The organism is Nocardioides oceani (assembly GCF_030412965.1).
GTDB lineage: Bacteria > Actinomycetota > Actinomycetes > Propionibacteriales > Nocardioidaceae > Nocardioides > Nocardioides oceani.
In genome coordinates this window covers 673,665-687,229 of sequence record NZ_JAUHJQ010000001.1, presented here as the reverse complement: position 1 = coordinate 687,229, position 13,565 = coordinate 673,665, and the positions used below count along the sequence as shown (strand labels likewise).

Here is a 13,565-nt window from a genome sequence, read left to right as displayed (position 1 = left end):
GCTACGCGAGCGCGCGAAGCCCCAGTGCCGCCTGACACCGGGGCACTAGTCATTTCGGGCTATGCCACTTGGGCTGAACGTGTCTGTACCGGTTCCGCGAGCCGCCTTTACCTTGGAGGCCGAGGGGACTTCCCGGGTAGGCGTCATGGGGACGCGCACCTATCTCGGAGCAGATGTGGGGACATCATGTGGGTTGAGGACTGGACGCCGCGCGCTGCCTGCAAGTCGGCGCAGCCGGACCAGCTGTTCGTGCGTGGAGCCGAGCAGAACAAGGCCAAGCAGCTGTGCGCCGGGTGCCCGGTGCGCACCGAGTGCCTCGCGGAGGCGCTCGACAACCAGATCGAGTGGGGGGTCTGGGGCGGCATGACCGAGCGGGAGCGTCGTGCGCTGCTGCGTCGCCGCCCGAACGCCTCCTGGCGCACGGTCCTGGAGTCGGCGCGCGAGCAGTCGGCCACCGCGCCGGCGAACCGGCCCGCCTCCGTCTGACCGACCGCTCGGCGGGTCGCGGACGGGTCGCCGACGGCGATCGGGGTCGACTTACCAGGGGAGTCCCGCACTCATCGGGGCAGATCTCCCCTGAGAAGTGCAGCGGTCACCGGTGAACCGGGGACTCCTGCAGCCCGCCGGCCAGCAGCTCGCCCACCCGGCGCAGCCCGTCGAGGTCGTGCACGTCGCCCGCGAGGGCGGGGACGACCGCGGTCGGCACGTCGGGGTGGGCGGCGGCGAAGCGCTCGCGCAGCGTCGCCTCGCGCTCGACCATCCGCGTGCGGTCGGCGTGCAGCCGCAGCAGGCCGGCGGTCAGCGACGCCGGGTCCTCCCCGCGCAGCCGGGCGGCGGCGGCCATGGCCTCGTCGCCGGACAGCTCGCCGCGCGGTGCCGGGCTGGCGCGGTTGACCACCAGGCCGGCGAGGGGCATGCGGTCCTCGCCGAGCCGCTCGACGAAGTACGCCGCCTCGCGCAGCGCGTCCGGCTCGGGCGCCGCGACGACGAGGAACGCCGTCTCCTCGGCCTGCAGCAGCGCGTAGGTCTTCTGCGCCCGCGCACGGAACCCCCCGAAGACGGTGTCGAGCGCCGCGACGAACGTCTGCAGGTCGCGCAGCACCTGCCCGCCGAGGATCTTCGTCAGCGCGTTGGTGATCAGCCCGAACCCGGCGGTCATCAGCTTGGCCGGGCCGCGGGCCGGGGCGAGCATCAGCCGGATGAACCGGCCGTCGAGGAAGCTCGAGAGCCGCTCGGGCGCGTCGAGGAAGTCCAGCGCCGAGCGGGACGGCGGGGTGTCGACGACGATCAGGTCGTAGGTGCCGGTCCGTTGGGCGTCGCCGTGGATCTGGCCCAGCTTCTCCATCGCCATGTACTCCTGCGTGCCCGCGAACGAGCTGGACAGCGCGACGTAGAAGGGGTTGGCGAGGATCTGCTCGGCCTTCTCCGGCGTCGCCTGGCTCAGCACGACCTCGTCGAAGGTCCGCTTCATGTCGAGCATCATCGCGTCGAGCCGCCCGCCGGCGGCCCCGTCGACGCCGACGACCGGCCGCGGGGTGTTGTCGAGCATCGCGATGCCCATCGACTGCGCCAGGCGCCGGGCCGGGTCGATGGTGAGCACGACGACCTTGCGGCCCCGCTCGGCGGCCCGCAGGGCGAGCGCGGCCGACGTGGTGGTCTTGCCGACGCCCCCGGAGCCGCAGCACACGATGATCCCCGTGCCGCGGTCGTCGAGCAGCGCGTCGACGTCCAGGGGGCCGGTCGCCCGCCGGCCGCTCAGCGGCCCCACCCGTGTCCGGTTCCCGCTCATCGGTCCTCCCTCATGCCAGGCCCTGCGCCCGCAGCTCGCCGGCCAGCTCGTAGAGCCCGCCGAGGTCCACCCCGCCGGGCAGGCGCGGCAGCTCGTACGTCGGGCGGTCCAGCGCCGCGACCACCTCGCGCTGGCTGTCCTCGAGCCCCCGGCGCTCGGCGTGGTCGTGCGCCTCGGCCAGCAGACCGGTCACCAGGTCGTCGTCGGTGGCCAGCCCGGCGTGCGCGAGCTCCTCGGCCACCCGGGCGGCGTCCAGCGTGCCGGCGCGCGCGGCCACGAGGTCCTCGGCGTCCAGGTCGCGCGGGCGGACCAGGTTGACCACCACGCCGCCCACCGGCAGCCGTGCCGCCTCGAGCTCGGCGATCCCGTCCGCGGTCTCCTGGACCGGCATCTCCTCCAGCACGGTGACCAGGTGCACCGCGGTCCGCGGGGAGCGGAAGAGGGTCATCATCGTGTCGGACTGGTTCTTGATCGGGCCGACCTTCGCGAGCCCCGCCAGCTCGTCGCTGACGTTGAGGAACTGCACGATCCGGCCGGTCGGCGGGGCGTCGAGCACCACCGCGTCGTACTGCGTCGCGCCCTTGTTGCGGCTGTTGCGCTGCACGGCCTCGAAGACCTTGCCGGTCAGCAGGACGTCGCGGACGCCGGGCGCGATCGTCGTCGCGAACTCGATGACGCCGAACTTGTCGAGCGCGCGGCCGGCGCGGCCGAGCTTGTAGTACATCGCGAGGTACTCCAGCAGCGCCGCCTCGGGATCGATGTGCAGCGCGTGCACGACGCCCGGCGGGCCGGGCTCCCCGGGGACGGGCAGCCCGGTGGCGATCCGGCGCTCGGCGTACGGCAGCGGGTCGACGTCGAACATCCGGGCGATGCCCTGGCGGCCCTCCACCTCGCACAGCAGCACGGTGCGCCCGGAGGAGGCGAGCGCGAGCGCGAGGGCGGCCGCCACCGTCGACTTCCCGGTGCCGCCCTTCCCCGTCACCACGTGCAGCTGGACGCCCGGCCAGTCGGTCATGGGGGCGAGCGTAGCCAGCACCCGCCAGCGCGGGTGATGATGCGGCGATGACCTCCGCCGACGCGCCCACCGACGGTCCCGCCGAGCCCGCGGCACCGGGCGGAGCGCCGCGCTGGAGGGTCGTCGGTCCGGGGCTGGTGGTCGCCGCCACCGGCGTCGGCGCGGCGGACCTGGTGGCGACGCTGGTGGCCGGCGCGAAGTTCGGCTACACGCTGCTGTGGGTGGCCGTGCTCGGGGCCGTCATCAAGGTGGTGCTGGTCGAGGGCGCCGGTCGCTACTCGCTGGCCACGCAGCGGACGATCTTCGAGGGCTGGCGGAGCCTGGGCCGCTGGACGACGTGGTACTTCGCGCCGTACATCCTGGTCTGGGGCCTGGTCTACGGCGCCACGGCGATGTCGTCCTCGGCGCTGCCGGTCGTGGCGCTCTTCCCCGACCTGCCGCTGCGGTGGACGGCGATCGCCTTCGGGCTCGCCGGTCTGGCCCTGGTGTGGTTCGGCAGTTACGCGGCGTTCGAGAAGATCACCGCCGCGCTGGTCGGCGTCATGTTCGTGACCGTCGTCGGCGCGGCCGTGCTGACCCTCCCCAACCTCGGCGAGGTGCTGCTCGGGCTGCGTCCGGTCCTCCCCGACGACTCGCTCGTCAACGTGCTGGGCATCGCGGGCGGCGTCGGCGGGACGATCACGCTGGCGGCGTACGGCTACTGGCTGCGTGAGAAGGGCTGGCACACGCCGCGCTTCATGCGCGTGATGCGGATCGACAACGCGGTGGCCTACGCCGTCACCGGCGTCTTCGTGGTCTCGATGCTGGTGGTCGGTGCGGAGCTGCTCTACTCCGCCGGCATCGCGATGGAGACCGGCGACCAGGCGCTCGTGCAGCTCTCCGACGTGCTGACCGACCGGTACGGCGAGGTGTTCGGGAAGGTCTTCCTCGTCGGGTTCTGGGCCTCGTCGTTCTCCTCGCTCATCGGCGTGTGGAGCGGCGTCAGCCTGATGTTCGCCGACTTCGTCGGCAACCTGCGTGACCTGCCCTCGGGCCACCCCGACACCCGCACCGGCGGCCGCCTGTTCAAGGGCTACCTCCTGTGGCTGACCTTCCCGCCGATGCTGCTGCTGCTGCTCGACGAGCCGGTCGGCCTGATCCTCGCCTACGGGGTGCTCGGGGCGCTCTTCATGCCGTTCCTGGCGATCACCCTGCTGGTGCTGCTCAACAAGCGCCGGCCGGGCGCCCTGCCTCACTCCGACGTGCCGCAGGAGTGGCGCAACGGCTGGCTGTCCAACACCGGCCTGGTCGTGTGCGCGGTGCTCTTCCTGCTGCTCGGCGCCAACGAGCTGCGCGAGGTGCTCGCGCCGTACGTCCCGTTCCTGGAGGGTTGACCCGTGACCACCCCGAAGCCGGAGCTCGAGGAGCTGGTCGTCCCCGATGCCGCCGCGTGGCGCGCCTGGCTCGAGCGGCACCACGACGACTCGCCCGGCGTGTGGCTGGCGCTGACCAAGAAGGGCGGCGACGCCACCACGTTGACCCGGGCCGACGCGCTCGACGAGGCGCTGTGCTTCGGCTGGATCGACGGGCAGGCGCGCAGCCGGGACGCCGGCACGTCGCTGCAGCGGATGACGCGGCGCACGGCCCGTAGCCGCTGGTCGCAGGTCAACGTCGGCTTGGTCGCCCGGCTCGAGGCGGAGGGACGCATGGCCCCCGCCGGCCGGGCCGCCGTGGAGGCGGCCCGGGCCGACGGGCGGTGGGAGGCGGCGTACGCACCGCCGTCCACGGCTGAGGTGCCCCCGGACCTGCTGGCGGCCGTCGCCGCGGACCCGCGGGCCCAGGCGATGTTCGACGTGCTGACCTCCGCCAACCGCTTCGCGCTGGCGCACCGTCTCGGGGCGGTCAAGCGGGCCGAGACGCGGGAGCGCAAGATCGCGGAGTACGTCGCCATGCTGGCCCGCCACGAGACGATCCACCCGCAGCGGGCCAGGCCGGTGACCGGCTCGTCCTAGTCCAGGGCGAGCCCGGCCGCGGGGGCGACCCTCGCGGCCCGGCGTGAGGGGAGCACGCCCGCGAGCAGCCCGGCCGCGGCGGCGACCAGCACGACCACCGCCAGCTGGCCCCACGGGAGCACGACCGCCGCGTCGTCGACCGCGACGTCGACCATCGTCCGCACCGCGACCCAGGCGAAGACCACCCCGATGACGGTGCCGAGCACGGTCGCGACGACCGAGAGCAGCACCGCCTCGGCGGCGAGCATCCGGCGCAGCTGGCGCCGGGTGAGGCCGAGCGCGCGGAGCAGGGCGTTCTCCCGGGCCCGCTCCAGCACCGAGAGCCCGAGGGTGTTCCCGATCCCGATCAGCGCGATGGCGACCGCGATCCCCAGGAGCGCCACCACGGCGCCCGTCAGGATGTCGAGCTGCAGCTCCACCCATGCCCGCTCGGCGAGGCCGTCGTGCAGGTCGGCGTCGGCGGTGACCGCCACCGCGCCGAGGTCGCCGGTGAGGTCCTCCACGTCGACCCCGTCGTCGGCGCGTGCCCAGACCGCCCGCGGCAACGGGTCACCGCCGAGGGAGGCGAGCGTCGCGGTGTCGACGAGGCCGGCCTCGCCCCAGCCGTCGCCGGTGCTGACCCGGAGCCGCTCGGTGTGCCCGTCGACGGTGACGTCGACCCGGCGGGGGACGTCGCCGCCGGGCAGCAGGTCGTGGGGGAGCGTGACGACGCCGGCCGGGGGCTGGGTGACGGTGGCGTCGCGGATGACCGCGGCGGCCGGGCCGACGTCGAGCAGCGGCACCCGGCCGATGCCCTCGACCCGCGCGACGACGCCCTCGAGGGCGACCGCCTCGACCACGCCGTGGGTCGAGCGGACGTCGGGCAGCACGGTCTCCGCCAGCGGCGCGGCGGGCGAGGTGAGGGTCAGGTCGACCGGGTGGGAGAGGTCCATGTCCTCCGCGACGGCCGAGCGGGAGCTGGCCAGGCCGGTCAGCACCGCGGTGGTCAGCGTGACGCCGACGAGGAGGGAGGCGGCCGTGGCGGCGGTACGCCGGGGGTTGCGCACGGCGTTGCCGGTCGCGAGGCGCGGTGGTGCCGTGCAGGGGAGCCCCGGCGAGCCGGACGAGTGCCGGCACGACGAGGGGGCCGAGCACCAGGACGCCGGTGAAGGCGAGGGTGCCGCCGGCGACCATGACGCCGACCGAGTGGCCGGCGATCGCGACGACCAGGAGACCGGCGCCCGCGGCGACGGCGAGGAGCCCGGTCGCGGTGCGGAGCCGGCCCGCGCCGCTGCGCAGGTCCATGCCGGTGTCGGGGCGCAGCGCGGTCAGCGGGCTGACCCGGACGACGGTGCGGGTCGGCAGCCACGCGGCGACGACGGTGACGAGCAGACCGACGGCGAACGCGGCGGCGTACCACCGCGGGGAGACCGCGGCCTCGCCCATCGTGCCGGCGGCCAGCTGCGTGCGGGCGATGGCGACGAGGGCGCGGCCCAGCAGGGTGCCGACCACCAGGCCGAGACCGGCCGAGAGGGCCCCGAGCGCCACGGCCTCGAGCCGGACCGAGCGCAGCAGCTGGCGGCGGGTCGCTCCGACGCAGCGCAGCAGCGCGAGGTCGCGCCGGCGCTGGGCGAAGAGGATCGAGAAGGTGTTGGCGATGACGAGGACCGAGACGAACAGTGCGATGGCGGCGAAGACGAGCAGCACGATCGCGATGACGTCCACCTCCTGGGTGATCTCGGCCTGCCGCTCCTGGACGAACTCGTCGGTCGGCGAGACCCGCGCGGAGGTGCCGCGGGCGGCCTCCCGGGCGCCGTCGCCGGCGTAGGCCACGCCGTCGACCCACAGGGTCGACGACCACCGCTCGAGGTCGCCCCAGGAGAGGTAGAGGGCGGCGCCGGCCGAGGCGGACGGGCTGTCGACCAGGCCGACCACCTCGGTGTCGAGGGCCCGGCTGCCGGCGCCGACCCGGACCCGGTCACCGACCGCGAGCCCGGTGGCCTTGGCGTCGTTGAGGTCGGCGACGGCCTCGCCGGCTCCCGTGGGCCACCGGCCCTCGCGCAGCTCCTGCCAGCGCAGGGCCTCGTCGTCGGCGATCGGCGCGAGGGCGACCCGCTGGCCCACGACCGCGCCGCTCGCGGTCACCGGCTGGGTGACGTACCCGAGGACCGCTGCGCTGTCGCCGGCCTCCTCCGCGCGCCGGACGACCAGCGCGGCGTCCTCCGCGGAGAGCTCGGAGACGACGGCGTCGGACCCGCGGTAGGGCAGGCCGACGCCGGCCACGAGGCCGTCCTTCGTCGCCGCGGACAGGGCGCTGGTGACGACGACGAACGAGACGCCGATGACGACCGCGACCGCGGCGGCGACGTACCGCCGGGCGTGGGTGCGCAGCGAGGCCAGCAGCACGGTCCTCATCGCTCGCCCCGCAGGGTCGCGACGAGCTCGTCGGTCGACGGCTCGACGAGGTGGGCGCGGATCGCGCCGTCGGCGATGACGACCACGTCGTCGGCGTACGCCGCGGCGTCGAGCTCGTGGGTGACCATCACGACGGTCTGGCCGAGCTCGCGCACCGAGCGGCGCAGGAAGCCCAGCACCTCCGCGGAGGCGGCGCTGTCCAGGTTGCCGGTGGGCTCGTCGGCGAAGACGATCGCGGGCTCGGCGACCAGCGCGCGGGCGATCGCGACGCGCTGCTGCTGGCCGCCGGAGAGCTCCGCGGGACGGTGGCCCAGCCGGTCGCGCAGCCCGAGCACGTCGACCACGAGGTCGTGCCGCTCCCTCGCCGCCCCGGTGACCTTCCGGCCGGCCAGCTCGAGGGGGAGCGCGATGTTCTGGCCGGCAGTGAGCATCGGCAGCAGGTTGAAGGCCTGGAAGACGAACCCGACGTGGTCGCGGCGGAAGAGCGTCAGCTCGGTGTCGTCCATCCCCTCCAGGGCGCGGCCGGCCACCTCGACGGTGCCCGACGTGGGGACGTCGAGCCCGGCCAGGCAGTGCATGAGGGTCGACTTGCCGGAGCCCGAGGGGCCCATGACGGCGGTGAACCGGCCGGCCGGCAGGTCGAGGTCGACGCCGCGGAGAGCGTGGACGGCGGCGTCGCCGCGGCCGTGGACGCGGGTCAGCCCGCGGGCGCTGGCGGCCAGGGTGCCGCGGCCGGACGGGGCCGGGGAGAGGGTGCTCGTGGTCATGGCACGAGCGTCGTCGTCGGGGGCGCCGGGGTCGTCAGCCCGCGGGCGGGACCCGGCGTACGACTCAGGTCGTACGCGCGAGCCCGGTCTCGTACGCCAGGACGACCAGCTGCACCCGGTCGCGCGAGCCGGTCTTGGCCAGCAGCCGGCCGACGTGGGTCTTGACGGTCGTCTCCGCGACCACGAGCTCGGCGGCGATCTCGGTGTTGCTCAGCCCGCGACCGACCAGGGCGAGGACCTCCCGCTCCCGCTCGGTCAGCACCGCCAGGCGGTCGTCGGCCGGCTGCTCGGCCGCGCCCCGCGGGTCGGGCAGGACGGCCGCGAACTGCTCCAGCAGGCGCCGGGTCGTGCTCGGCGCGACGACCGAGTCGCCGGCGTGGACCGTCCGGATCGCGCCGAGGAGCTCCTCGGGCCCAGCGTCCTTGAGCAGGAACGCCGCCGCGCCGGCGCGGATCGCGGCGAAGGCGTACTCGTCGAGGTCGAACGTGGTCAGCACCAGCACGCGCGGCGCGTCGGGCTGCGCGGCCAGCCGCCGGGTGGCCTCGACGCCGTCCATCCGCGGCATCCGCACGTCCATCAGCACCACGTCGGCGCGGGTGACGGCCAGCCGCTCGAGCGCCTCTGCGCCGTCGCCGGCCTCGCCCACGACCTCGAGGTCGGGCTGGCTGTCGACGAGCATCCGGAAGCCCCCGCGGACCATCTGCTGGTCGTCGACGAGGAAGACCCGGACCCGGTCGGCTGCGGGTCCGCTCACGCCGGGATCCTCGCAGAGACGGCGAACCCGCCACCGGGCCGTGGGCCCGCCTCGACCGTGCCGCCGTGCACGGCTACCCGCTCGCGCATGCCGAGCAGCCCCAGCCCCCGGCCGTCGTCGTCGGCGCTGGCGCCGCGCCCGTCGTCCTCGACGCGGAGCACCACCGCTCGGCCGCGGCCGACGCCGGTGAGCTCCACGTCCACGCGCACGGACACGTCCGGCCCGGCGTGCTTGCGGACGTTGGTGAGCGCCTCCTGGACCACGCGGTACGCCGTGAGGCCGACGCCGTCGGGCACCTCGCCGGCGGCCGCCGGGTCGGGCAGCCGCGCCTCGACCCGGGCGCCGGCGGTGCGCGCCTCGGCGACGAGCGCGTCGAGGTCGCCGAGGCCCGGCTGCGGGCGCAGCGCAGGCAGGCCGCCGTCACCCGTCGCGTCCTCGGCGCGCAGCAGCCCGAGCATCCGCCGCATCTCGGTCAGCGCCTCGCGCCCGGTCGAGGCGACGGTCTCCAGGGTGCGGGCCGCGACGTCGGGGTCGGTGCGGGCGGCGTACCGGGCACCGTCGGCCTGCACGACGATCACCGACAGCCCGTGCGCCACCACGTCGTGCATCTCGCGGGCGATCCGCGCCCGCTCGTCGGCCGCGGCGAGCGCCACCTGCTGGGCCGCCTCCCGCTCGACCCGCTCGCTGCGCTCGACCAGCGCGTCGACGTACGCCTGGCGGGTGCGGCCGAGCGTGCCGAGCGCCCACGCGGTCGCGGCGACCGCGCCGAGCAGGAACGCGTTGGTGAGCACGGTGACCCGCGGCTCCGGGGACCCCACGGTCCAGTCGAGGGCGGCGGTGAGCGCGGCCACCGCGCTGACCGCGAGCGCCGCCCAGCCGTGCGGGGCGGCGGCGTACCGGGCGACGGAGTAGACCGCGACCGGCCACGCGGTCTGCCCGAGCGAGGGCTCGTCCTGGACCAGCACCTGGAGCGCGTGCGCGGCGGTGACCGCCCAGAACACCGCGACCGGGTGGCGGCGGCGCCACAGCAGCGGGAGGAGCTCGAGGAGGGCCACCCCGACGGCCAGCAGCCCGACGGACCAGCCCGCCGGCAGGAGCGGCAGCGCGAGACCGGCGACGAGCAGCACGTCGAACCACCACCGCCCCCGCGGGCCGAGCCGCAGCGGCCGGCGCAGGAGGGTGGGGGACGGCGCGGCGGTCACCCGCCGAACCCTAGGGCGGCGTCCGGCCCCCGCGCGTCCGACCACGGGAGGACGTCGGGTGGCCGCGAGTAGGGTGCGGCCCATGACCAAGTGGGAGTACCTGACCGCCCCGATCCTCACGCACGCGGCCAAGCAGATCCTCGACAACTTCGGGGCCGACGGCTGGGAGCTGGTGCAGGTCGCGCCGGGGATGAACCCCGAGAACCTCGTCGGCTACTTCAAGCGCCCGGTCGAGGGCTGAGCGGTGGCGGCGACGCCGGCGGCGACCCCTGAGGAGCGACTCGCCGAGCTGGGGCTGGAGGTCCCGGAGGTGGCGGCGCCCGTGGCGGCGTACGTCCCGGCCGTCCGCGACGGCGACCTCGTCTTCACCTCCGGCCAGCTGCCGATGCGCCAGGGCGAGCTGCTCATCACCGGCAAGGTCGGTGGCGAGGTGAGCGCCGAGGAGGCCTACGCCTGCGCCCAGCAGTGCGCCCTCAACGCGATCGCCGCGATCAAGGCGCAGGTCGGTGACCTCGCGAACGTCGAGCGCGTCGTCAAGGTGACCGCGTTCATCGCCTCCACCCCCGACTTCACCGGCCAGCCGGGCATCGCCAACGGCGCCTCGGAGCTGTTCGGCAACGTCTTCGGCGACGCCGGTGTCCACGCCCGATCCGCGGTCGGCGTCCCCGTGCTCCCGCTCGACGCGCCCGTCGAGGTCGAGGTCGTCGTCGCGGTCCGGGCGGGCGCGTGAGGATCCCGCTGCCGCCGGTGCCGCTGCCCGAGCACCTGCTCGCCGTGGCCCGGGAGTACGACGACGGCACGCGCGCCCCCGCCCAGCCGCGCGACGCGGCGACGGTGGTCGTGCTGCGCGACGGCGCGGACCCCGCCCTCGGGCCGGAGGTCTACCTGCTGCGCCGGCAGGTCTCGATGGACTTCGCCGGCGGCATGGCCGTGTTCCCCGGCGGCGGGGTCGACCAGCGCGACTTCGACGCCTCGGTCGGCTGGGCCGGCCCCGACCCGGCCGCCTGGGCCCGCCGGCTCGGCACCGACGAGGAGCTCGCCCGGGCCCTGGTCTGCGCCGCGGTCCGCGAGACCTTCGAGGAGTCCGGCGTGCTGCTCGCCGGCGAGTCCGCCGGGACCGTCGTGGCCGACACGACCGGCGAGGACTGGGAGGCCGACCGCGAGGCGCTCGTCTCCCGGGAGCTGGCGATGACCGAGTTCCTCAACCGGCGCGGGCTGGTGCTCCGCACCGACCTGCTCGGCACCTGGGACGGCTGGCTGACGCCGGTCTTCGAGCCCAAGCGCTACCGGACCTGGTTCTTCGTCGCCGCCCTGCCCGAGGGCCAGCGCACCCGCGACGTGTCGACCGAGTCCTCCTCGGTCACGTGGCTGCCGGCGAGGGTCGCGGCCGACCAGGCGGACGGTGGCGAGCTGGCGATGCTGCCGCCGACGTACCTCACGTGCCTGGAGGTGGGCACCCACGCGTCGACCGACGAGGTGCTCGCGGCGGCGGAGGGGCGCACGGTGGAGATGTTCACGCCGTCCGTCGAGCCGCTGGGTGAGGGGTGGACCCTCTCGATGCCCGACCGGCTGCGGCCGCTGGTGGCCGAGCGGCGCCGCCCGTGACCGGCGCGTCCTGGACCGGGGGCGCCTTCGGGGAGCGCGGCTCGTGCGTGCTCGCGCCGAACCCGGACCTGATGACGCTCGACGGCACCAACACCTGGGTGCTGCGCGAGCCGGGCGCCCGCCGCTCGGTCGTCGTCGACCCCGGCCCGTCGATCCTCGAGCACCTCGACGCGGTCGCGGAGACGGCCGGCGAGGTCGGCGCGGTGCTGCTGACCCACCACCACCTCGACCACTCCGAGGCCGCCCGGGAGTTCGCGGAGCGGGTCCGCTGCGGCGTCCGCGCTCTCGACCCGGCGTACCGCCTGGGGGCCGAGGGGCTCGGCGACGGCGACGTCGTCGAGGTCGACGGCCTCGAGGTGCACGTCGTGGCCACGCCCGGCCACACCGCCGACTCGCTGTCGTTCCTGCTGCCGGCCGAGGGCGCGCTGCTCACCGGCGACACGGTGCTCGGCCGCGGCACCACCGTCGTCGCGCACCCCGACGGACAGCTGGGGGCCTACCTCGACAGCCTCGACCGCCTGCACGCGCTCGCCGAGGCCGCCGAGGCGCGGACCATCTGGCCCGGGCACGGTCCGGTCATCGACGACGCGCTCGGCGTGCTCGACTTCTACATCGCCCACCGCCGCGACCGGCTCGCCCAGGTCGAGGCCGCCGTCGCGGCGCTGCAGGACGTGCCGGCCGCGGAGCTGCCGCGCCGCGTCGTCGAGGTCGTGTACGCCGACGTCGCCCCGGTCCTGTGGGGCGCGGCCGAGCTGTCGGTGCGCGCGCAGCTGACCCACCTGGGCCACCTCGGCCACTGACCCGCCCGACTTGCCGCGAAGTCCCCGCGCGGCCCGCGCCGCTCTGGCAGCCTGACGCTCGGCCGGACCGGGACGACGGGTGGGAGGACGCCGCGATGCGCGTGCGCACCGCTGGAACGACGATCGTGGCGGCGCTCGTCGCGCTGCTGGTCGTGGTGGTCGTGGTCCCGTCCCTGGCCGCGCCGGCCGGGTCCGCGGGCGCCCCCGCCGCGGCGCCGCTGCGCCCGACCTACCGCCTCGAGGTGGTCACGGCGAACATCGACGGCGCGGAGCACCGCCGGAGCGGGGACAAGCTCGCGACCGTCCAGCGGGTGGTCGAGACCTCCGCGCCGGACGTGGTGATGCTGCAGGAGGTGTGCTTCGGGCACTTCCGCCGCTTCGTGGCCGCCAACCGCTCGTGGATCGGCGCCGGCGAGGGCTGGCGCGACCACTTCCGGTTCCAGAAGCTGCGCCGGCACCCCGGCTGCGCGCGGGACGGGCGGGTGCAGCGGCACGGGCTGGTCATCGCCTCACGGCACCGGCTCAGCGACGTCGACACCCACCGGCTGCCCAACCCGGGCGCCCGCACGCCGCACCGGTTCCGCATGCTGTGCGCCGACGTCGCCGTCCGCGGGCCGCTGCTGCGCTTCGCCGACGACGCGGTCCGCGCCTGCACCCTGCAGCTGCGGGCCGGTCGCGGCCGCACGTCCGGCGCCGGGCCCGCCCGTCGCGCCCAGGCCGTCGCGGCACGCCGGGTGCTGGCGCCGCTCGTCCGGGGCGACCGGGCGGCGGTCGTGCTCGGTGGCGACTTCAACGCGGTGCCGAAGAAGGGCACGATGAGCGAGCTCTACCGGCTCTCCCGCAGCGGCTGGCTGACCAACCGGCGCGGGCTGTTCTTCGAGGCCGACCAGACCGGGGCGTACGGCGCCCGCCCGGCCGGCCGCGGCGCCGGCCTGGAGCAGATCGTCTGCCGGGTGACCCCGCGCGTGTGCCGCTGGGGCGAGCCCACCCACCGCTCGCGCGGGCACAGCCGGAAGCTCGACTACCTCTTCTTCGGGGTCAACCGGGCCGAGCCGGCCGCGACCACCGGCCTGCTCGGCACGCAGGAGCACCTCGGCGGCGACGTCGTCCGCTCGCCCTCGGCCTCCCACGAGGTGTTCCGCGGCTGGGCCGACCTGGCGCTCGACCTCTCCTGACGGCCTGCCCGGGCGCCGCACCGGGCCGGGGCCACGAACGCGGCGCGGCGACAGGCGGAGCGGGGAACGGGTG

Annotated in this window: 15 protein-coding genes; 8 read left to right on the top strand and 7 right to left on the bottom strand. The window is 75.6% G+C overall.

The window, feature by feature from the left end; translation table 11 throughout:
* Positions 1-186 precede the first annotated feature (186 nt).
* Positions 187-486: a WhiB family transcriptional regulator gene (locus QWY28_RS03295; protein WP_300950874.1), complete on the top strand. Its 300-nt coding sequence runs from the start codon at positions 187-189 to the stop codon at positions 484-486.
* Between the two features lie 106 nt (positions 487-592).
* Here the strand turns inward: QWY28_RS03295 and bagB are convergent, their stop codons facing one another.
* Entirely contained in the window at positions 593-1,789 is a 1,197-nt protein-coding gene (gene bagB, locus QWY28_RS03290) for an ArsA family ATPase (RefSeq protein ID WP_300950873.1), read from the bottom strand.
* A 10-nt stretch (positions 1,790-1,799) separates the two neighbouring features.
* Positions 1,800-2,804, bottom strand: a complete 1,005-nt coding sequence (gene bagA, locus QWY28_RS03285; protein WP_300950872.1) for an ATPase BagA — start codon at positions 2,802-2,804, stop codon at positions 1,800-1,802.
* A 47-nt stretch (positions 2,805-2,851) separates the two neighbouring features.
* Between bagA and QWY28_RS03280 the strand changes: the two genes are divergently transcribed.
* Both QWY28_RS03280 and QWY28_RS03275 read left to right on the top strand, forming a co-directional pair.
* A complete protein-coding gene (locus tag QWY28_RS03280; protein ID WP_300950871.1) occupies positions 2,852-4,177 on the top strand; it encodes an Nramp family divalent metal transporter in 1,326 nt (441 codons plus the stop codon).
* Positions 4,178-4,180: 3 nt separating this feature from the next.
* Positions 4,181-4,795, top strand: a complete 615-nt coding sequence (locus QWY28_RS03275; RefSeq protein WP_300950870.1) for a YdeI/OmpD-associated family protein — start codon at positions 4,181-4,183, stop codon at positions 4,793-4,795.
* On the opposite strand, the gene QWY28_RS03270 is transcribed toward QWY28_RS03275, so the two are convergent.
* From QWY28_RS03270 to QWY28_RS03250, 5 genes are all read right to left on the bottom strand, one after another.
* Complete coding sequence (locus tag QWY28_RS03270; RefSeq protein WP_300950868.1) at positions 4,792-5,298, bottom strand: FtsX-like permease family protein; 507 nt, start codon at positions 5,296-5,298, stop codon at positions 4,792-4,794. The genes QWY28_RS03275 and QWY28_RS03270 overlap by 4 nt on opposite strands.
* Positions 5,299-5,344: 46 nt before the next feature.
* Entirely contained in the window at positions 5,345-7,189 is a 1,845-nt protein-coding gene (locus QWY28_RS03265; RefSeq protein ID WP_300950867.1) for an ABC transporter permease, read from the bottom strand.
* Positions 7,186-7,956, bottom strand: a complete 771-nt coding sequence (locus QWY28_RS03260) for an ABC transporter ATP-binding protein (RefSeq protein ID WP_300950866.1) — start codon at positions 7,954-7,956, stop codon at positions 7,186-7,188. Before QWY28_RS03260 ends, QWY28_RS03265 begins: the two co-directional genes overlap by 4 nt.
* A gap of 64 nt (positions 7,957-8,020) precedes the next feature.
* The gene (locus QWY28_RS03255) at positions 8,021-8,710 is read right to left on the bottom strand and encodes a response regulator (protein WP_300950865.1); all 690 of its coding nucleotides are present in this window, start codon (positions 8,708-8,710) and stop codon (positions 8,021-8,023) included.
* Positions 8,707-9,912 carry a sensor histidine kinase gene (locus QWY28_RS03250; RefSeq protein WP_300950864.1) on the bottom strand — a complete coding sequence of 402 codons (1,206 nt, stop codon included), beginning with the start codon at positions 9,910-9,912 and terminating at the stop codon, positions 8,707-8,709. Before QWY28_RS03250 ends, QWY28_RS03255 begins: the two co-directional genes overlap by 4 nt.
* Before the next feature lie 82 nt (positions 9,913-9,994).
* Here QWY28_RS03250 and sp36 point away from each other — a divergent pair, with 82 nt between their 5' ends.
* The 5 genes from sp36 (at position 9,995) to QWY28_RS03225 (ending at position 13,492) form a co-directional block, all read left to right on the top strand.
* Positions 9,995-10,153 (top strand): Sp36 family protein, encoded by a 159-nt coding sequence (sp36, locus tag QWY28_RS03245; protein ID WP_091025199.1) that lies wholly within the window; start codon positions 9,995-9,997, stop codon positions 10,151-10,153.
* A 3-nt stretch (positions 10,154-10,156) separates the two neighbouring features.
* Entirely contained in the window at positions 10,157-10,642 is a 486-nt protein-coding gene (locus tag QWY28_RS03240; protein ID WP_300950863.1) for a RidA family protein, read from the top strand.
* On the top strand, positions 10,639-11,517 hold the full coding sequence (locus QWY28_RS03235; protein ID WP_300950862.1) for an NUDIX hydrolase: 879 nt from the start codon (positions 10,639-10,641) through the stop codon (positions 11,515-11,517). The genes QWY28_RS03240 and QWY28_RS03235 overlap by 4 nt, the downstream gene beginning before the upstream one ends.
* Positions 11,514-12,317, top strand: a complete 804-nt coding sequence (locus tag QWY28_RS03230; RefSeq protein WP_300950861.1) for an MBL fold metallo-hydrolase — start codon at positions 11,514-11,516, stop codon at positions 12,315-12,317. The genes QWY28_RS03235 and QWY28_RS03230 overlap by 4 nt, the downstream gene beginning before the upstream one ends.
* 95 nt (positions 12,318-12,412) lie before the next feature.
* On the top strand, positions 12,413-13,492 hold the full coding sequence (locus QWY28_RS03225) for an endonuclease/exonuclease/phosphatase family protein (RefSeq protein WP_300950860.1): 1,080 nt from the start codon (positions 12,413-12,415) through the stop codon (positions 13,490-13,492).
* The last annotated feature ends 73 nt before the right edge of the window (positions 13,493-13,565 follow it).

Coding starts and splice junctions, on each gene's coding strand:
- QWY28_RS03295 (WP_300950874.1), top strand. CDS start 187: ATGTGGGTTGAGGACTGGACGCCGCGCGCTGCCTGCAAGTCGGCGCAG.
- QWY28_RS03265 (WP_300950867.1), bottom strand. CDS start 7,189: ATGAGGACCGTGCTGCTGGCCTCGCTGCGCACCCACGCCCGGCGGTAC.
- QWY28_RS03280 (WP_300950871.1), top strand. CDS start 2,852: ATGACCTCCGCCGACGCGCCCACCGACGGTCCCGCCGAGCCCGCGGCA.
- bagA (WP_300950872.1), bottom strand. CDS start 2,804: ATGACCGACTGGCCGGGCGTCCAGCTGCACGTGGTGACGGGGAAGGGC.
- sp36 (WP_091025199.1), top strand. CDS start 9,995: ATGACCAAGTGGGAGTACCTGACCGCCCCGATCCTCACGCACGCGGCC.
- bagB (WP_300950873.1), bottom strand. CDS start 1,789: ATGAGCGGGAACCGGACACGGGTGGGGCCGCTGAGCGGCCGGCGGGCG.
- QWY28_RS03225 (WP_300950860.1), top strand. CDS start 12,413: ATGCGCGTGCGCACCGCTGGAACGACGATCGTGGCGGCGCTCGTCGCG.
- QWY28_RS03260 (WP_300950866.1), bottom strand. CDS start 7,956: ATGACCACGAGCACCCTCTCCCCGGCCCCGTCCGGCCGCGGCACCCTG.